Source organism: Actinomadura oligospora ATCC 43269 (genome assembly GCF_000518265.1).
GTDB classification, from domain to species: Bacteria; Actinomycetota; Actinomycetes; order Streptosporangiales; family Streptosporangiaceae; genus Spirillospora; species Spirillospora oligospora.
Genome location: NZ_JADG01000008.1, coordinates 93,749 through 111,175, shown reverse-complemented (window position 1 = coordinate 111,175; position 17,427 = coordinate 93,749). Strand labels below are relative to the sequence as shown.

Sequence of the window (17,427 nt, the reverse complement as noted above, 5' to 3'; positions counted from 1 at the left end):
AGCGGCCCACCCAGTGCCCGCCCGTGCCTGGGCACGGCGTGACCAGGCTGCGCCGATCACCGCGCGCGATACTGGGGCCATGGCACTGGACAGGCGCGCGGAACTGGGCGAGTTCCTGAGGTCACGGCGGGCGCGGCTGCGGCCGGACGAGCTGGGCCTGCCGGACTACGGCGGACGCCGCCGCGTCCCCGGGCTGCGCCGCGAGGAGCTGGCCCTGCTCGCCGGGGTCAGCGTGGACCACTACGTCCGGCTCGAACAGGGCCGCACGCTGCACTTCTCCGAGGAGGTCCTGGACGCCGTGGCCCGCGCGCTGCGGCTGAACCCGGACGAGCGCGAGCACCTGTTCCGGCTGGCGCGGCCCTGGTCCGGGACGGACGCGCCGTCCGCGCCGCAGACCGTCCGGCCGGGGCTGCGGCGGCTGCTGGACGCGGCGTCCGACGTCCCCGCGTACATCGTCGGGCGCGGCACGGACGTCCTCGCGTGGAACCACCTGGCCGCCACGCTCATCACCGACTTCGGCGCGCTGCCGCCGGAGCAGCGCAACCTGGCCCGGCTCCTCTGCCAGGACGAGGGCATGCGCGCGCTCTACGAGGACTGGCCCGGCAAGGTCTCCGACATCGCCGCCTACCTGCGGCTGGACGCGTCGCGCCATCCGGACGACCCGCGCGCCGCCGCGCTCGTCGAGGAGCTCGCGGCGACCTGCCCCGAGTTCCGCGCGGCGTGGGCGGAGCAGCAGGTCAGGGACAAGACCCACGGCCGGTACGTCTACCTGCACCCGGCGGTCGGACGGATCGAGCTCAGCTACGAGACGCTCCGCCTCCCCGACGATCCGGACCAGGCGCTCATCGCGCACACGGTCGAGGAGGGCTCACCGTCCGAGGCGGCGCTGCGCATCCTGGCCACGCTCGCCCACCGCGCGCCCCTCACCGCTCACGAGCCGCGCGGTGTTCACGAGCCGCGCGGTGTTCACGAGCCGCGCGGCGTGACCAGGCCGGACTCGTAGGCGAGGACGACCAGCTGCGCCCGGTCGCGCGCGGACAGCTTCATCATCGCGCGGTTGATGTGGGTCTTCGCGGTCACCGGGCTGATCTCCATGCGCACCGCGATCTGGTCGTTGGACAGGCCCTGCGCGACCAGCGCGACGGCCTCGCGTTCGCGGTTGGTCAGCTCCTCCAGGCCCGTCCCGGCCCCGGTGCGGGCGGGCTGTGTGACGTACTGGCTGATCAGGCGCCTGGTGATGGACGGCGCGAGCAGCGCGTCGCCGCGCGCCGCGACGCGCACCGAGTGCAGGAGGTCCTCCGGCTCGATGTCCTTGACGAGGAACCCGGCGGCCCCGGCGCGCAGCGCGTTGAAGACGTACTCGTCGAAGCCGTAGTTGGTCAGGATGACGACGTGGACGCCGCACAGCTCCGGGTCGGCGGCGATGCGGCGGGTCGTCTCGATGCCGTCCATGACCGGCATCTGGATGTCGACGAGCGCGACGTCCGGCAGGCGCTCGCGGGCGAGCCGGAGGCCCTCGGAGCCGTCGGCGGCCTCGGCCACGACCTCGATGTCGTCCTCGGCGTCGAGCAGCGCGCGGAAGCCGCCGCGGAGCAGGGGCTGGTCGTCCACCAGCAGGACGCGGATCACGTCGCGGACACCACGGGCAGGTCGGGCGCGACGGGCAGCTCGGCCTCCACGCTGAACCCACCCTCGCTGCGGGGTTCGGCGCGCAGCCGCCCGCCGAGGGCGGTGACGCGCTCGCGCATGCCGAGCAGCCCGACACCGGGGACCGGGGCGCTGCCGGGCCTGGCCCTGCCGTCGTCGTCGACGCGGATCGCGAGCATCCCCGGACGGTAGTCGATCATGATGTTCGCCGTCGTCGCCGCCGCGTGCCGGGCGGTGTTCGTCAGCGACTCCTGGACGATCCGGTACGCCGTCCGGTCGACGGCGGTCGGCACGTCCTGCGGCTGGCCCTCGATCGTCAGGGTCGTCTCAAGGCCCGTCCCCCGGGCGCGTTCGACCAGGTCGGGGACATGGTCGAGGCCGTACACCGGGGTGCCCGAGTCGTCCCGCAGGGTTTCCAGCGTCGCGCGCAGCTCACGGGTCGCCTCGCGTCCGGCCTCCTGGATCGCCAGCAGCGCCTCCGGCACCCGCTCGCCCCGCTTGCGCGCCAGGTGGACGGCCACCCCGGACTGCACCTTGATGATCGAGATCTGGTGGGTGAGGGAGTCGTGCAGCTCGCGCGCGATGTGCAGGCGCTCCTCGCTGGCGCGCAGCCGCGCGGCCTCCTCGCGGGTGCGCTCCGCCTCGTCCGCGCGCCGCTCGGCCTGCCGCAGCGCCTCCCCGGCGGCCCCGGCGGCGATCAGCCACGCGATCTCCAGGACGCCCCGGGCCTGCACGAACGACTCGCCCACCGACCAGCCGTGCGGCGAGACCAGGGCCGCGAGCGGCAGCGTCAGCAGCAGCATCACGCTCGCCGCGATCGTGACCAGCCGGTGCCCGGCCCGGACCGCCGTGAACGTCGCGAACAGGTACGCGACGGCGGGCACCTCGAACCCGACCGCCTGGTAGCCCGCCACGCACATCCAGGCGGTGAACAGCACCGGGATCGGGGCGCGGCGGACGAACGCCATCGCGAGGCCGCTGACCACGATCAGCGCGTAGCCGCAGAGGTCCAGGCCGACGGCGGGATGCCCCTCGCCCGCGGCGGTGATCAGCAGTGCCGCCGCCAGGAAGGCGGCGACCAGCCAGTCCCTGTGCTTGGACCAGACGGCGGACAGTCCGGTGCTCATAGGCGCAACTTAACCAAAACCGGGCGTCGGCACCTCCTGCGCGCGGACGAGGGGACCGCTACCGCGAGCGCAGTAGATCCACGGCGTCCGCAGCAGAAACGGCCCGGAAATGCGGCGCGGGACGTATCGCGAATTCACCGCGTGAGGCGGACGACTCGCGCGATTTCAGCCGGAATCATCAATTCCGCAAGGCCGCAGACAACGGCATGAGGAGTTTGATGATGACGACCGAGACCTCCCGCGAGGACGGTGTCCTGGCAGGGCTCGCACGCTTCTGCTACCGGCGACGACGCCTGGTCCTGCTGGCCTGGATCGTGGGCGTGCTCGCGGTGGCGGTCGGCGGGTTCGGCTTCGGGGCCGCTTCGAGCAACGATTTCTCCGGCGGCGGATCCGGATCCGCCCGGGCACAGAAACTGATCGAGCGCCATTTCCCCGAGCAGCAGGGTGACACGCTCACCCTCGCCATCAAGGCCGACCGCGGGATCGACGACCCCGCCGCCCGGCAGACGATCGAGAAGGTCGTCTCGGTCCTGGACGCCTCGCCCGTCACGGGCCCGGTGACCTCGCCCTACACCGACGCGTCGCTGGTCACCAAGGACCGCCGGATCGCCCGCACGACCATCCCGCTGACCAGCCAGAACGTGAAGACGACCGAGGTCAGGCCGCTGGTCGACGCGGTCAAGGACGCGTCGGGCGGCGCCGTGACGCTCGGGCTCGCGGGCGACCAGGCGCAGAAGGCCGAGGCGCCCGCGCAGGGTCCGGGCGAGGCGGTCGGGATCCTGGCGGCGGCGATCATCCTGTTCATCGCGTTCGGCTCGCTCGTCGCGATGGGCCTGCCGATCGTCACCGCGCTGATGGCGATCGTCGGCGGGATCGCGCTGATGAAGCTGGTCGGGTACGTCTTCCCCGCGCCGGACTTCACCGCGATCGTCGCCGCCCTGATCGGGCTCGGCGTCGGCATCGACTACGCCCTGTTCATCGTGACCCGCTACAAGGACGCGCTGAAGGACGGCGACAGTCCGGAGGCGGCGACGGTCAAGGCCATCACGACCGCCGGGCACGCCGTGCTGTTCGCCGGGACGACCGTCGTGATCGCGCTGCTCGGCCTGGTCGCCATGGGGCAGAAGCTGATGACCGGCGTGGGCATCGCGGCGTCCGTGACCGTGCTGGTCACGATGGGCGCCGCGGTCACGCTGCTCCCCGCGTTCCTCGGCTTCACCGGCTACAAGATCAACTCGCTGCGTCGGCCCCGGCGCGGAGCCCGGGGCGAAGGCCCGGGCACGGGCACGGGCACGGCCCGGCGGACGCCCGCCGAGCGCTGGGCGACCGCGGTGCAGCGCCGTCCGGTGATCGCGGCCGTCCTCGCCGGGACCGGCCTGCTGGTGCTCGCCGCGCCCGCGCTGTCGATGCGGCTGAACATGGCCGACGCCAGCGTCCAGCCGCACGACCGCAGCAGCTACGCGGCCTACCGGATCCTGTCCGAGGGCTTCGGGCCCGGCTACAACGCGCCGCTGGTGTTCGCGACCCCCGTCGCATCCCGGGACACCGACCTGCGTCCCGTCGTCGAGGCCGTCGGGAAGACCGAGGGCATCGCCTACGTCACGCCGCCCCAGGCCAGCAAGGACGGCCAGGCCGCCCTCTTCATGGCCTTCCCCAAGACCGACTTCCAGGACAAGGCCACCCCGGACGTCGTGCACAGGCTGCGCGACGACGTCCTCCCCGGCGTCCCCGGCGGGAAGGACGTCCAGGTCGGCGGGCCGAACGCCGTGGCGATCGACTTCTCCGACGCCGTGGAGTCGCGGCTGCCGCTGATGATCGCGGTCGTGCTCGGGCTGTCCCTGATCCTCCTGGTCGCGCTGGTCCGGTCGGTCACGATCGCGATCCAGGCCGCGGTGATGAACCTGCTGTCGATCGGCGCCGCGTACGGGGTGCTGACCGCGATCGTCCAGTGGGGCTGGCTCGGCAAGGCCCTCGGGTTCCCGACCACCATGCCGGTCAGCAGTTGGGTCCCCATGATGATGTTCCCGATCCTGTTCGGGCTGTCCATGGACTACGAGGTCTTCCTGATCTCACGGATCCGCGAGGACTACGCCCGCACCGGCGACACCCGGGCGTCGGTGGCCACCGGCCTCGCGAGCACCGCCAAGGTCATCACGGCCGCCGCCGCGATCATGATCGCCGTCTTCATGACCTCCGTCCTCGGCCCGGACCTCGAGGTCAAGCAGATCGGGCTCGGCATGTCGATCGCCGTCCTCGTGGACGCCACGATCGTCCGGCTGGTGCTCGTCCCGGCCGTCATGGAGCTGTTCGGCAAGGCCAACTGGTGGATGCCGTTCCGCCGCACCCCGGCCCCCGTCCCGTCCCCGGTGGAGGAACCCGCCGGAGTCTGACCCCCCGAACGCGAGAGCGCGGGATTCCGGAAACGGAATCCCGCGCTCCCCCGTCTCCGGGGATCACGCCGTGGGGTCCGAAGGCGTTCCGGACGCGTGGCGGTGGGCGTTCGCCGCGCGGTTGACGGCCCAGGCGTCCGCCACAGGGCCGAGGTGCGCGAGCTTGTCCGGGTTGATGACCGTCCGGATGGCCTGGATCCGCCCGTCCAGGATGTCGATCGCCCACGTGTTGAGGATCCGGCCGTCGGTGTCGCGGAAGATCGCTCCCGGCTCCCCGTTCACCCGGTGCGGCGCGGCGACGACCCCGACCGCCGCGAGCGGCCCGGACATCGCGGCGAGCAGCCGCAGCACGTTCGCCGCGCCGACCACGCCCTTGCCCCACTGTGGCGCCTTGCCGCCGCTGTCGCTGACCATCTGGACGTCCGCCGCGAGCATCCCGGCCAGCGCGTCCACGTCGCCGTCGCGGAACGCGTCGAGGAAGCGCTCGGCGAGTTCGCGCCGCTCGCGCCGGTCGGCCTCGAAGCGCGGACGGCCCTCGTTCATGTGCCGCCGCGCCCGGACGGCGAGCTGGCGGCACGCGGCCTCCGACCGCTCCACGGCCGACGCGACCTCGGGGAAGCCGAACCCGAACACCTCGCGCAGCACGAACACCGCGCGTTCGAGCGGGCTCAGCCGCTCCAGGAGCAGCAGCGCGGCCATCGACACCGAGTCGGCCAGCTCCGCCGACCGCTGCGGGTCGTCGTACGGGTCGACCAGCAGTGGCTCGGGCAGCCACGGCCCGACGTACTCCTCCCGCCGGACGCGCGCCGACCGCAGCACGTTGATCGAGATGTTCGTGACCACCGACGACAGGAACGCCTTCGGCGAGTCGGGCACGGTGTCCGACGCCTCGTACCGCAGCCACGTCTCCTGGACCGCGTCCTCGGCCTCGACCACGCTCCCGAGGATCCGGTAGGCGATCGAGAACAGCAGCGGCCTGAGCTCCTGGAACTCCTCGTCCCGGGTCACGCGAGCGCGTCCTTGAACCCCTGCCGCCAGGACGGGTGGACGAGTTCCCAGCCCAGCTCGGCCTTGGCCTTGGCGTTGTTCGACCCGAGCCCCCTGGTCATCATCGACACCGCGACGTCTCCGGCCATCAGCTTCGCCAGCCACGCGGGGAAGTTCATCGGCGGCTTCGCGCCCGCGCATTCGGCCAGGTAGGGCAGCCATTCGCTGACCTTCGCCGGTTCGTCGTCGACGATGTTGTACACGCCGCGCGCCTGCTTCTCGACGGCCAGGACGGTCGCGCGGGCGGCGTCGTCCAGGTGGATCCACGACCAGACGCCCGTCCCGCCGCCGATCATCGGGAACTTCCGCTTGCGGACGAGTTCCGCCTGGTCGTCGGTCGCGCCCGGCCCGTAGAACCAGCCGTAGCGCAGCGCCGCGCCGCCCGCGTCGAGGACGGCCTTCTCGGTGTAGCGCAGCGACTCCATCGACTCGCGCGGGGCCGTGCTGGAGTCCAGGTCCAGCGGGTCCTGTTCCGGCGTCTTCCAGCCGCCCTCCCGGGGCCCGTTCCCGCCCGCGTTGCTCTGCGCGACGAAGTGCGGCACGCCGGACGCCTCGGCGGCGGCCAGCAGGTGGTCGGTCCCCTCGGTGCGCAGCCGCTTGGTGTTCCGGAAGTACCGCTCGGACCGCATGTTCGTCCCGGCGTGGGTGACGCCGAGCGCGGTCATCTGGTGGACGATCACGTCCGGCCTCGCGGCGGCGACGGCGGCGCGCACCGACGACGCGTCCAGGCCGTCCATGACGACCGCCTCGGCGCCCAGCTCCCGCAACCGTCCCAGCTTGCCGGAGCCGGTCGTCGTGGCGGTCACCTCGTGCCCGCCCGCCACCAGCAGGGGCACCAGCACCTGTCCGAGAACCCCGCTCCCACCTGCGACGAATACCCGCATGACCTCACCGATCCGACTTGTGATCCTGTCCCGACGTTCCCGAGACAAGACAGCCGCGCCACCTGTGACATGCGGGCGGAACCTCACGGTTTCACCCGGCTCGCCCTGCCCTCCAGGTACCGCTGCTCGGCGAGACTCGCGGTGGCCTTCGCGGCGCGCCGGTACAGCTCGTACGCCCCGGACGTGTCGCCGGTCTTCTCCAGCAGATGCGCCCGCACGGACAGCAGCCGGTGGTGGCGGGCCATCCGCTCGTCGCCGTCCAGGGTGGCGAGGAGGTCGAGCCCGGCCTCCGGCCCCTCGAGCTCGGCCAGCGCGATCGCCCGGTTCAGGGTGACCATCGGGTTCGGCGCGATCCGTTCGAGGACCAGGTAGAGCGCGTACACCTGCTTCCAGTTGGTGTCGGCGGCCGTGGCCGCGCTCGCGTGCGTCGCGGCGATCGCCGCCTGCAGCTGGTACGGCCCGAGCGTCGTGTCGGCCAGGGACGCCTTGACCAGGGCGGTCCCCTCGTCGATCAGCCCGCGGTCCCAGGCCGAGCGGTCCTGCTCGTCCAGCGGGACCAGGTCGCCGGACGGCGTCGTCCGGGCGTCGCGGCGGGCGTGGGTCAGCAGCATCAGCGCCAGCAGGCCGCTGACCTCACCGTCCTCGGGAAGCTGCGCGTGGACCATCCGGACGAGCCGGATCGCCTCCCTCGCGAGGTCGGCGCGGGACAGCTCGCCGCCCGACGACGCGATGTACCCCTCGTTGAAGATCAGGTACAGCACGTGCAGGACGACCCGCAGCCGCTCCTCCCGCTCGGCCGCCTCCGGCAGCGTGAACGTGCCGCCCGCGGCCTTGATCTTCTGCTTGGCCCGGCTGATCCGGGCCGCCATCGTCGACTCCGGCACCAGGAACGCGCGGGCGATCTCGGCCGTGGTCAGCCCGCCGACCGCGCGCAGCGTCAGCGCCGTCTGGGACGCCGCCGTCAGCGTCGGGTGGCAGCACAGGAACAGCAGGATGAGCGTGTCGTCGGCGTCCGGGACGTCCTCGGGCGCGGGCTCGGCGGCCTGCTCGGCCGCCAGGGCCGACTCGCGCTCGCGGCGCGCGTGTTCGCTGCGCATCTGGTCGATGAGCCGCCGGGACGCCACCGCCACCAGCCAGCCGCGCGGGTTGTCCGGCACTCCCTCTGCCGGCCACTGCACCGACGCCGCGAGGACGGCCTCCTGCACGGCGTCCTCGCAGCCCTCGAACTGCCCGTACCTGCGCACGAGCACGCCGAGGACCTGCGGCGCGAGCTCACGCAGCAGGTCCTCGAATCCCTCCCGGGGGTCGGTGGAGTCGCTCACGCCTCCAATTGTCCGTCAGAGAACATGACCTGGCGGACCTCGACCCCCAGGCCCTCGATGCCGGCGTCCGGGATCTGGGCGGCGAGCTCGATCGCGCGCTCGCGGTTCTCGACGTCGACCAGGTAGTAGCCGCCCAGGAACTCCTTGGCCTCGAGGAACGGCCCGTCGGTCACGACCGGCTGGCCGTTGCGCACCGACACCACCGCCGCCTGGGACGGGTCGGTCAGCGCCTGCGTGAGGACGAACTCGCCGGACGCCTTGCAGTCGGCCATGAACTTCCCGTGGCCCTCGCCGAGCGCCTGCTTCTCCTCGTCGGTCAGCGCGTCCAGCACGGCCGGGTTGATGTGCATGCTGATCAGGAACTGCATCTCGTGCTCCTCATGTTCTGTCTCGGGTCACCGGGACCCCGGAGGACCCTCGCCGGGGCCTGGTGGGCCCCTTCGACCCGTTGGTCGGAGCCGCGGCCGTCTTCTTGACATCCCTCGGGAGGATTTCTCGAAAAAACTGCTCCGATCGTGTCGTCCCCACGGTGTCAAGAAGCGCGTCCCCGCTCCGACCAGCATGCATGACGAACGAAACCGAACTGAAAGCCGATCGCCGGGCATGGCTGGGCCTGATCATCCTGGCTCTGCCGACCCTGATCGTCGCGATGGACATGACGGCCCTCCTCCTGGCCCTTCCGAAGCTGAGCGCCGACCTCGGCGCGAGCAACGTCGAGCAGTTGTGGATCAGTGACGGGTACGGGCTGATGGTCGCCGGGCTGGTCATCACGGCGGGCACGCTCGGCGACCGGATCGGCCGCCGGAAGCTGCTGCTGGTGGGGGCCGCGGGCTTCCTGGTCCTGTCGGTCGTGGCCACGTTCTCGGTGAACCCGCTGATGCTGATCGTCGTCCGGCTGCTGCTGGGCGTGGCGGGCGCGACGCTCACGCCGTCCACGCTCGCGCTGATCACCAACATGTTCCGGGACGAGCGGCAGCGCGGGAAGGCCATCGCGATCTGGGCGACCAGCCAGTTCGCCGGCGGCGCGCTCGGGCCGGTGCTGGCCGGGTTCCTGCTGCAGTACTTCTCGTGGGGCTCGGTGTTCCTGATCGCGGTGCCCGCGATGGCCGTGGTGCTCCTCGGCGGGCCGTTCCTGCTGCCCGAGTTCCGCGGCGACCGGTCCGGACGGCTCGACCCCGTCAGCGTCGTCCTGTCGCTGGTCGCGGTGCTGCTCATGATCTACGGCTTCAAGCAGCTCGCGATGCAGGACGAGCCGCTCGTGCCGGGCATCGCGCTCGCGGTCGGCGCGGCCGTCGGGCTGGTGTTCGTCCGGCGGCAGCTGACGATGGAGACGCCCCTGCTGGACCTGCGCCTGCTCCGCAACCGCCGGTTCACGGCCGTGCTCGTCTGCCTCGGCCTCGCCGGGACCGCCATGGCCGGGACGGGCCTGCTGGTCACCCAGTACCTGCAGAACGTCCTCGGGCACTCCCCGGCCACGTCCGCGATGCTGTTCGCGCCGATGGGCCTGGGCGTGGCCGTCGGCACCATGACCGCCCCGGCGTACGCCAAGCGGATGAAGCCGACGACGGCGATCGCGGGCGGCCTGGCCCTGTCCGCGCTGGGCTCCCTGCTGCTGGTCGCCGTCCACGGCTCGGGCTCGTTGCCGCTGGTCATGGCCGGGATCACCGTCCTCGCGGTGGGCACCGGACCGCTGTTCGCGCTGGGCACCGGGCTGGTCGTCGGGTCCGTCCCGCCGGAGCGCGCCGGGTCGGCCGCGTCGATGTCGGAGACCGCCAACTACTTCGGCGGGTCGCTCGGGTTCGCGCTGCTCGGCGTCCTGGCCGCGGTCGTCTACCGCGAGGGGACGGACGGCGCGTCCGACTCCCTCGCGGGCGCGGTCGCCGCGAGCCACAATCTGCCCGCGGGCCAGGGCGCGGAGCTGCTGCGCACCGCGCGCGACGCCTTCACGACGAGCCTGCACGTCACCGGCCTGGTCGCGGCGGTCCTCTTCGCCGCGCTCGCCGCGCTCACGCTGGCGGTGCGTCCCCGCGCTCCGAAGACCGTGGACGTGGTGCAGGAGGCCGAATCCGCCGCCCTGTAGATCGCTGTGGCACACGTCACGCGATCGGCCATGTCACGAAATCCCGGTGGCCGGAGTCATGTGTACGACCGGGCGGCACAACTGATCGGTGGGACCTCATGACTTCGGCTCTCGAAAACCTCCGTCGCGACTTCGGCGGCGACATCATCGAACCGGGCGACGCGGCGTACGCATCGGCCGCGCGCTCGGTTCTCGCGGCGGGAAGTCCCGCCTATGTGCTGCGTCCCGGGAACGTGGACGACGTCCGCGCCGCAATTCGCTTCGCGGTGGACGCGGAACTGTCCCTGTCGGTGCGCGGCGGCGGCCACGCCTTCTCGGGGTTCAGCACGAACGACGGCGGCGTCGTCATCGACCTCGCCCGCCTCGCGGACGTCGAGATCGCCGACGAGGACCGGCACATCGTCCGGATCGGCGGCGGCGCGACCTGGGGTCAGGTCGCGGACGTGCTCGCGCCGCACGGGCTGGCGCTCTCGTCCGGCGACACCCGCAGCGTCGGCGTCGGCGGGCTCACGCTCGGCGGCGGCATCGGCTGGAAGGTCCGCAAGCACGGCCTGGCCATGGACAACCTGGTCGCGGCCGAGGTGGTCACCGCCGCCGGGGACCTCGTGCGCGCGAGCGCGGACGAGAACCCGGACCTGTTCTGGGCGCTGCGCGGCGGCGGCGGCAACCTCGGGATCGTGACGTCCTTCGAGTTCGCCGCGCACCCGACCACGGACGTCTTCTTCGGGAAGATCACCTTCCCGGCCGCCGAGCTCTCCACCGTCCTGCCCGGATGGGCGGACCACCTGCGCGTCGCGCCGGAGGAACTCTCGTCCACGGTGAACTTCGCCAATCCCTTCCTGGGCGGCCCGGACGCCCCGGTCGAGATCCTCGTCGCCTTCGACGGCGACGACCCGGAAAAGGCCGCCGAGGCCATCGACCCGATTCGCGCGCTGGGCATGGTGACGTCCGACGACGTGACGCTGAAGCCCTATTCGGAAATCCTCGAGGAGGGCCTCGTCCCGCCGCCCGGATTCGGCTTCGTGACCCGCGCCGCATTCGTCGAGGCCGAGTCGGTTCCGGAATTCCTGGCCATTGTCGGCGAGGTCGGCACGGCGGCCGGATCGCCGTTCTTCTCCGTCCGCGGCGTCGGCGCTGCCGTGTCCCGGGTCCCGGCCGACGCGACCGCCTACGCGCACCGCGGCGCGGAGCTGATGTTCGTGGCCACCATCGGGGGCCCGGCCCCGGTCGTCGAGGCCGCCCGTCCCGGCCTGGACGCGGCCTGGACGGGCCTCGCCCCGCACGTCACCGGCGCGTACGCGAACTTCCAGACCGCCGCCACGGACGAGGACGTCGCCGCGATCTACCCGGACGCGACGTACAAGCGCCTCGCGGCGGTCAAGGCCCTGTACGACCCGGAGAACCTGTTCGCCGCCAACCACAACGTCCGCCCCGAATAGCGGAACGGCCCGCCCGGGGACACGATCTCCGGGCGGCCGTCCTGGAAGGTCAGACCGGGAAACGATCCCTGGACGGCCGTTCTCGCAGGTCAGACCATGAACTGGTCGTGGCGCGCGTAGAGCTCGGTCCACTCCTCGGGGCTGAGCTCCCGCCCGCTCTCGACGATCTCGGCCAGCGCCTCGAAGTACGGCTCGCGGGGCGCGCCCGGCGCGAACAGCACCAGCATCGCCGCCGGGCCGTCCGCGTTCCGGAACGCGTGGATCCCGCCGGGCGGCGCGTACAGGAAGTCGCCCGGCTCGCGGGTCGCCCAGGCGTCGCCGTCGTAGAGGTCGACCTTCCCCTCGAGGATGAAGAACGACTCGGAGAACGTCCGGTGGAAGTGGGGCGAACCGCCGGTCTGCGCGGCGCCCATCTCCCACCGGTACAGCCCGAAATGCCCGTCGGTGGTGGCTCCGGTGGCCAGGTGGTGCACGTTCGTGCGGCCCCCGCCGATGCTCAGCTCCGGCGGCGCGTCCGCGGTGCGGAACACCGCGCTGACCTCGCCCTCGTCGGCCAGGTAGGTCGCGTCCGGGTACGTCATCTCTTTCCCTCTCCTCAGCGGCTCAGCGTCGTCTCGCGCTGGACGCCCGACAGCTTCTCGGGGTTCCGGACGACGTACAGCCCCTTGACCTTGCCGTCCTGGACGTGGACGCCGATCACCGCGTCGAGCTCGCCGTCGCGGTACAGCATCAGCGCCGGGTTCCCGTTGACCTCGGCGGATTCCAGCGTCACCGGGCCGGACATGCGGCTGAGCAGCCCGGCCACCGTGTCGACGCCGACGAACGGCTCCAGCGCGGCCACGACGACCCCGCCGCCGTCGGTCAGCATCACCACGTCGGGAGCCAGGACGTCGAGGAGTCCTTGCAGGTCACCGGTCAGGGTCGCCTGCCGGAACGCCTCCACGGCGTCCTTCTTCTCGTCCGCCGACACCGCCTCGCGCGGACGCCGCGACGCCACGTGCGCGCGGGCCCGGTGCGCGATCTGCCGGACGGTCGCCGGGGCCTTGCCGACCGCGTCGGCGATCTCGTCGTAGCCGAGGTCGAACACCTCGCGCAGGACGAACACGGCCCGCTCGGTCGGCCCGAGCGTCTCCAGCACGAGCAGCATCGCCATCGAGACGCTGTCGGCGAGCTCCACGTCGTCCGCCACGTCGGGCGTGGTCAGCAGCGGTTCCGGCAGCCACGGCCCGACGTAGGACTCGCGGCGGCGGCCGAGCGTCCGGAGCCTGCTCAGCGCCTGCCGCGTCGTGATCCGGACGAGGTAGGCGCGCTGGTCGCGGACCTCCTCCAGGTCGACGCCCGTCCAGCGCAGCCAGGTCTCCTGGAGGACGTCCTCGGCGTCCGCGGCCGACCCGAGCATCTCGTAGGCGACGGTGAACAGCAGATTCCGGTGCGCGACGAACGCCCCGGTCGCCGCGTCGACCCGCCCCTCGTCAACGTGCGCGACGTCGCCCTTCGCCGTCTCATCCATGATCGTCCCCCTGTCCGTGCCGAACCTGCCGTACGAACGACACCGGACGCAGCCCCCCTGTGACGGTGATGTCCGTCACGTCGCGTTTCAGGCGGGACGCCGGTACTCCGGCAGCGGACGCGCGTTCCTCGCCTGGACGGCCCGCTCGACCCGCTCGGCGGCCCTCATCAGCGGCGACCGCGCCAGGGTGTCGCGGACGCACCGTCCGCCCTCGGTCTTCGGCACCATCAGCCGGACGTTCGGCCCGATCCTCTGCTTGCGGTCGACCAGCGGCCGGTGGACGGCGTCGAACCGCGCGAACGCGACCTCGTGGTCACCGCCCGCCGCGGCCAGCTCGCCCGCCAGCCGGTACGCGCCGACCAGGGCCAGCTCGGCGCCCGCGCCCGAGGCGGGGGACGCGCACCAGGCGGCGTCGCCGACGAGCGCGACGCGCCCGTTCGACCAGGAGTCCATCCGGACCTGGCCGAGCGCGTCGAAGTAGAACTCCGGGTCGGCCAGCGCCGCCGAGAGCAGCCCTCCGGTCGGCTCCCACGCGTGGTCGGCGAACGCCTCCGCGACCAGGCGCTTGTGCTCGGCGACGTCGCGGTGGTCGAAGTCCAGCTCCTCCGACCGGAACACGAAGTACGCCTTGGCCTGCGCGTGGTTGCCCGAGCGGTAGATCCCGGCCATCGTGCCCGGGGTGTTGAACATCGTGACCCAGCGGTCCTCGCCGAGCGAGGCGTCCGCGTCGGCGAACGCGAAGTAGTGGTCCTTGAACCGGACGAACCGCTCCTCGGGCCCGAAGGCCAGCCGCCGGACGGTCGAGTGCATGCCGTCCGCGCCGACGACCAGGTCGAAGCGGCGGGCGGGCGCGTTCTCGAAGGCGACCGTCACGCCGTCCGCGTCCTGCTCCAGCTCGCGGATCGAGTCGCCGAACAGGATCTCCACGTCGGTGATCTCGCGCAGCAGCGCGACCAGGTCGCCTCGCATGATCTCGACCGAGCCCGCCGCGCGGGTGTCGACGCGGGCGACGGCCCGGTCGGCGGCGTCCACGAACTTCATCCCGTGCACGTCGGCGGCCCGCTCGCGCACCCGCTCCATGATCCCCATCCGCTCGACGACGGCCGCCGCGTCGTCCCGGACGTCCACCCCGTTGCCCCCGGTCCGCAGCCCGGGGGCGCGCTCGACGATGGTCGGACGGAACCCGTGCCGGGCCAGCCAGTGGGCCAGGGTCAGCCCGGCGATGCTGGCTCCGGAGATCAGGACTCGCTCGTTCACGGCGGCCTCCCGCGCTAGGGTAAATGAAATAAGCGTTCCAGTTCGAGTATGTGGAAGGGGCATTCCACTTGTCAACACCCTCCGGCGCGAGGACTCCAGCCGAACCCCGCCGCCGCGCGGACGCCGTGCGCAACCGGCAGCTGGCGCTGGACGCCGCCATGACCCTGCTCGCCGAACCGGGCGCGTCCCTGACCGTCGAGGCCATCGCGAAGCGCGCGGGCCTCGGCGCGGCGACGGTCGTGCGCGCCTTCGGCGGCAAGGACGCCCTGCTCGACGCCGCCGTCTCCCGGCTGCTCGGACCCGTCGTCCAGCGCGCCCGCGACCTGCTCGCCGAGGCCCCACCCCACGCCGCGCTGCGCGCCTTCCTGCGCGAGCTGATCGACTTCCAGACCGCGCACCACGCGGTGAACGACCAGCTCGGCGGCCTGGATCTGCCCACCACCACCGCCCTGCGCGCGGACCTGGTCAGCGCCGTGAAGGAGATGATCGAGGGCGCGCGCCGGGACGGCGAGATCCGCGCCGATCTCGACCCCGCCGCCACGACCACCCTCATCGGCGAGACCGCCCTGGCCGTCGCCCGCGCCCAGCCATCCACGCCGGGCCTGGTCGACACGTACCTGACCGTCCTCCTGGACGGCCTCCGCCCACCCACCCCCTAGCCACCGCCTAGCGGTCGTCGCGGGCGACTCGCCTGACCTCGTCGTTCACGGCCCAGGCGTCCGCGACCGGTCCGAGGTGCCCGAGCTTGTCGGGGTTGATCACGATGTGGATGGCCTGGACGCAGCCGTCCGCGATGTCCAGCGTCATCGTGTGCAGGACGCGGCCGTCCCGGTCGCGGAAGACCGCGCGCGGCGCCGACGTGACCCCGGTCCGGCTGGACGTGACCTCGGACGAGTCGGTCGCGAACGCGCTGCGGACCGTCCGGGAGCACACCGACCGCCTGGACGTCCTGGTCAACAACGCGGGCGCGCCCGGTCACGCCGTCCCGCCCGCGGACGTCACCATCGAGGAGATCCACGCCGTCTACGACGCCAACGTGTACGGGCCGATCCGCGTCACCAACGCCTTCCTCCCGCTGCTCCGGAAGTCTGACGCCCCGAGGGTCGTGATGGTCTCCAGCGCGGCCGGGTCCTTCGCGGTCATCACCGACCCGGACCAGCCCGTCTCGCGGATGCACGAGCTCGCCTACAGCTCGTCCAAGGCGGCGCTGAACATGATCACCGTCCGGTACGCGCAGGCGCTCCCGGACATCAGGTTCAACGCCACCACGCCCGGCGAGGTCGCGAACCACACGTTCGCCGCCACCGACATGAACGGGCACCGGGGCCGGCTGACCGTCACCGAGGGCACCGACTCGATCGTCCGCCTCGCGACCCTCGCCCCGGACGGCCCGACCGCCACCTTCACCGACCGCCTGGGCCCCATCACCTGGTGACCTGGCCCCCACCCGTTGAGCGGACGCACCGCCCGTTGAGCGGGCACGCCACCCGATGACCGGGGGCTACGACCCGTCGCGCCCGTGAACGAAGCCGTTCAGCACGTCGAGCAGCACGCGCCGCTGCTCGGCGGGCTCGGCGGTGAGCGGATCCGCGCCGGTCAGATGCCGGAACACCAGCCCGTCCAGGCACGCGACGAACATCTGCACCTGCCCGTCGGGGTCACTGGCCCCGATGCCCGCGAGCGTCCGCCGCGCCAGCGCGCGGTAGTGGACGCGCGCCGCGTCCAGGACGGTCTGCAGCTCCGGACGCCGTCCCGCCTCCAGCATCAGCTCGAAGCGCGCCAGCGTCCGTTCGCGCATGACGCTCGTCCAGTACCGGATGACCTCCACGGCCGCCTCGGCGACCTTCGCCGGGTCGGCGCTGTCCCCGAAGATCTCCGCGTGGGCGACCAGATCGGCGGTGTCGGCCTCCACGAGCCGCTCGACCGTCGCCTGGAGCAGCGCCTGCCGGGTGCGGAAGTAGTACGAGCAGGACCCTTCCGGCAGCCCGGCGGCCTGGTCGACCGCCCGGTGCGTCAGCCCGCGCTGCCCGGCGCTCGCCAGCGTCGCGATCGCCGCGTCCGCGATCAGCCGCCGCCGCGCCGCACCATCAGCGGCCCGCGCCGCTCCGTCCGCCGCTTCCCTTCCCGTCCGGACGCTCGTGGTGACCGCCATCGTCGTCCCGACGGTCGTCTACGCCCTGCTCCCCGCGATCCTGCGCGCGCACGCGGCCCTGCGCCGCCGCTGACCGGTCAGACGGGGCGTCCCCAGCGGCCGATCCGGGCCTCGACGCCCTTGAGCTCCCACCACTCCCGGAGGTTCCCGGCGAGGATGGCCACCAGCGCCGGGGCGTTCACCTCCGGCTCCAGGTCGAGCGGATCCATCGGAACGTCGACCTCCCAGACCCCCAGCGAGGCCGAGTCGTCGGAGACGACCACCCGCACCCGCACCTCCGGCCGCGCGGACGTCCCGCCCGGCTCCACCCGTTCGACCCGCATCCGGACGCCTCCGACGGGCATGCCCAGCGTCTGGTTGAGCAGCCAGGCCAACTCGTCCCCGGACAGGGGCAGCTCGGCGGCCATCAGATGTTCTGGTGGACCGAGCACGGCCTGCGGGACGGCTCCCGCAGCCGGACGCTCATGCGGTCCCGGCAGTAGGCGGTGATGATCCCCTGCGGCCGGACGTCCTTCTCCCGACAGGCCCGATACCCCAACACGCGTCCCCCTCGGCAGGAGCTCGGCGAGCAA

Annotated in this window: 19 protein-coding genes; 6 read left to right on the top strand and 13 right to left on the bottom strand. The window is 72.5% G+C overall.

The window, feature by feature from the left end:
• The first annotated feature begins 79 nt into the window (after nt 1–79).
• Complete coding sequence (locus P696_RS44990; RefSeq protein WP_084337344.1) at nt 80–1,003, top strand: helix-turn-helix transcriptional regulator; 924 nt, start codon at nt 80–82, stop codon at nt 1,001–1,003.
• Here P696_RS44990 and P696_RS0112320 read toward each other — a convergent pair.
• Both P696_RS0112320 and P696_RS0112315 read right to left on the bottom strand, forming a co-directional pair.
• A complete protein-coding gene (locus tag P696_RS0112320; RefSeq protein WP_026412580.1) occupies nt 967–1,629 on the bottom strand; it encodes a response regulator in 663 nt (220 codons plus the stop codon). The genes P696_RS44990 and P696_RS0112320 overlap by 37 nt on opposite strands.
• Complete coding sequence (locus P696_RS0112315; protein WP_026412579.1) at nt 1,626–2,774, bottom strand: sensor histidine kinase; 1,149 nt, start codon at nt 2,772–2,774, stop codon at nt 1,626–1,628. Before P696_RS0112315 ends, P696_RS0112320 begins: the two co-directional genes overlap by 4 nt.
• Nucleotides 2,775–2,992: 218 nt before the next feature.
• Here P696_RS0112315 and P696_RS0112310 point away from each other — a divergent pair, with 218 nt between their 5' ends.
• Nucleotides 2,993–5,164, top strand: a complete 2,172-nt coding sequence (locus P696_RS0112310) for an MMPL family transporter (RefSeq protein ID WP_084337342.1) — start codon at nt 2,993–2,995, stop codon at nt 5,162–5,164.
• Between the two features lie 63 nt (nt 5,165–5,227).
• Here P696_RS0112310 and P696_RS0112305 read toward each other — a convergent pair whose 3' ends face one another.
• The 4 genes from P696_RS0112305 to P696_RS0112290 all read right to left on the bottom strand — a co-directional run bounded on the left by P696_RS0112305 (nt 5,228) and on the right by P696_RS0112290 (nt 8,785).
• Complete coding sequence (locus P696_RS0112305) at nt 5,228–6,172, bottom strand: RNA polymerase sigma-70 factor (protein WP_026412577.1); 945 nt, start codon at nt 6,170–6,172, stop codon at nt 5,228–5,230.
• Entirely contained in the window at nt 6,169–7,095 is a 927-nt protein-coding gene (locus P696_RS0112300; protein ID WP_026412576.1) for an NAD-dependent epimerase/dehydratase family protein, read from the bottom strand. The genes P696_RS0112305 and P696_RS0112300 overlap by 4 nt, the downstream gene beginning before the upstream one ends.
• A gap of 83 nt (nt 7,096–7,178) precedes the next feature.
• Nucleotides 7,179–8,417, bottom strand: a complete 1,239-nt coding sequence (locus P696_RS0112295) for an RNA polymerase sigma factor (RefSeq protein WP_034484533.1) — start codon at nt 8,415–8,417, stop codon at nt 7,179–7,181.
• Nucleotides 8,414–8,785, bottom strand: coding sequence for a YciI family protein (locus P696_RS0112290; protein ID WP_026412574.1), 372 nt, complete (start codon nt 8,783–8,785; stop codon nt 8,414–8,416). Before P696_RS0112290 ends, P696_RS0112295 begins: the two co-directional genes overlap by 4 nt.
• A 197-nt stretch (nt 8,786–8,982) precedes the next feature.
• Between P696_RS0112290 and P696_RS0112285 the strand changes: the two genes are divergently transcribed.
• Nucleotides 8,983–10,497 (top strand): MFS transporter, encoded by a 1,515-nt coding sequence (locus P696_RS0112285; RefSeq protein WP_026412573.1) that lies wholly within the window; start codon nt 8,983–8,985, stop codon nt 10,495–10,497.
• A 98-nt stretch (nt 10,498–10,595) separates the two neighbouring features.
• Nucleotides 10,596–11,936, top strand: a complete 1,341-nt coding sequence (locus tag P696_RS0112280) for an FAD-binding oxidoreductase (protein ID WP_026412572.1) — start codon at nt 10,596–10,598, stop codon at nt 11,934–11,936.
• An 89-nt stretch (nt 11,937–12,025) separates the two neighbouring features.
• Here the strand turns inward: P696_RS0112280 and P696_RS0112275 are convergent, their stop codons facing one another.
• The 3 genes from P696_RS0112275 to P696_RS0112265 all read right to left on the bottom strand — a co-directional run bounded on the left by P696_RS0112275 (nt 12,026) and on the right by P696_RS0112265 (nt 14,703).
• Nucleotides 12,026–12,517, bottom strand: a complete 492-nt coding sequence (locus P696_RS0112275) for a cupin domain-containing protein (protein ID WP_026412571.1) — start codon at nt 12,515–12,517, stop codon at nt 12,026–12,028.
• Between the two features lie 14 nt (nt 12,518–12,531).
• Nucleotides 12,532–13,446, bottom strand: a complete 915-nt coding sequence (locus tag P696_RS0112270; protein ID WP_026412570.1) for an RNA polymerase sigma-70 factor — start codon at nt 13,444–13,446, stop codon at nt 12,532–12,534.
• A gap of 87 nt (nt 13,447–13,533) precedes the next feature.
• On the bottom strand, nt 13,534–14,703 hold the full coding sequence (locus P696_RS0112265; protein ID WP_026412569.1) for an FAD-dependent monooxygenase: 1,170 nt from the start codon (nt 14,701–14,703) through the stop codon (nt 13,534–13,536).
• 68 nt (nt 14,704–14,771) lie between these two features.
• Between P696_RS0112265 and P696_RS52325 the strand changes: the two genes are divergently transcribed.
• Nucleotides 14,772–15,362, top strand: a complete 591-nt coding sequence (locus P696_RS52325) for a TetR/AcrR family transcriptional regulator (RefSeq protein WP_157429649.1) — start codon at nt 14,772–14,774, stop codon at nt 15,360–15,362.
• Nucleotides 15,363–15,369: 7 nt separating this feature from the next.
• On the opposite strand, the gene P696_RS56890 is transcribed toward P696_RS52325, so the two are convergent.
• Nucleotides 15,370–15,510 (bottom strand): hypothetical protein, encoded by a 141-nt coding sequence (locus P696_RS56890; protein ID WP_170026422.1) that lies wholly within the window; start codon nt 15,508–15,510, stop codon nt 15,370–15,372.
• Between P696_RS56890 and P696_RS44975 the strand changes: the two genes are divergently transcribed.
• Nucleotides 15,497–16,138 (top strand): SDR family NAD(P)-dependent oxidoreductase, encoded by a 642-nt coding sequence (locus P696_RS44975; RefSeq protein ID WP_245627631.1) that lies wholly within the window; start codon nt 15,497–15,499, stop codon nt 16,136–16,138. The two genes, P696_RS56890 and P696_RS44975, sit on opposite strands and share 14 nt — an antisense overlap.
• 66 nt (nt 16,139–16,204) lie before the next feature.
• Here P696_RS44975 and P696_RS44970 read toward each other — a convergent pair whose 3' ends face one another.
• The 3 genes from P696_RS44970 to P696_RS58725 all read right to left on the bottom strand — a co-directional run bounded on the left by P696_RS44970 (nt 16,205) and on the right by P696_RS58725 (nt 17,396).
• Nucleotides 16,205–16,855 carry a TetR/AcrR family transcriptional regulator gene (locus P696_RS44970; protein WP_084337338.1) on the bottom strand — a complete coding sequence of 217 codons (651 nt, stop codon included), beginning with the start codon at nt 16,853–16,855 and terminating at the stop codon, nt 16,205–16,207.
• Nucleotides 16,856–16,932: 77 nt separating this feature from the next.
• A complete protein-coding gene (locus tag P696_RS0112240; protein ID WP_026412568.1) occupies nt 16,933–17,262 on the bottom strand; it encodes a hypothetical protein in 330 nt (109 codons plus the stop codon).
• Nucleotides 17,262–17,396 (bottom strand): hypothetical protein, encoded by a 135-nt coding sequence (locus tag P696_RS58725; protein ID WP_281174932.1) that lies wholly within the window; start codon nt 17,394–17,396, stop codon nt 17,262–17,264. Before P696_RS58725 ends, P696_RS0112240 begins: the two co-directional genes overlap by 1 nt.
• Between the last annotated feature and the right edge of the window lie 31 nt (nt 17,397–17,427).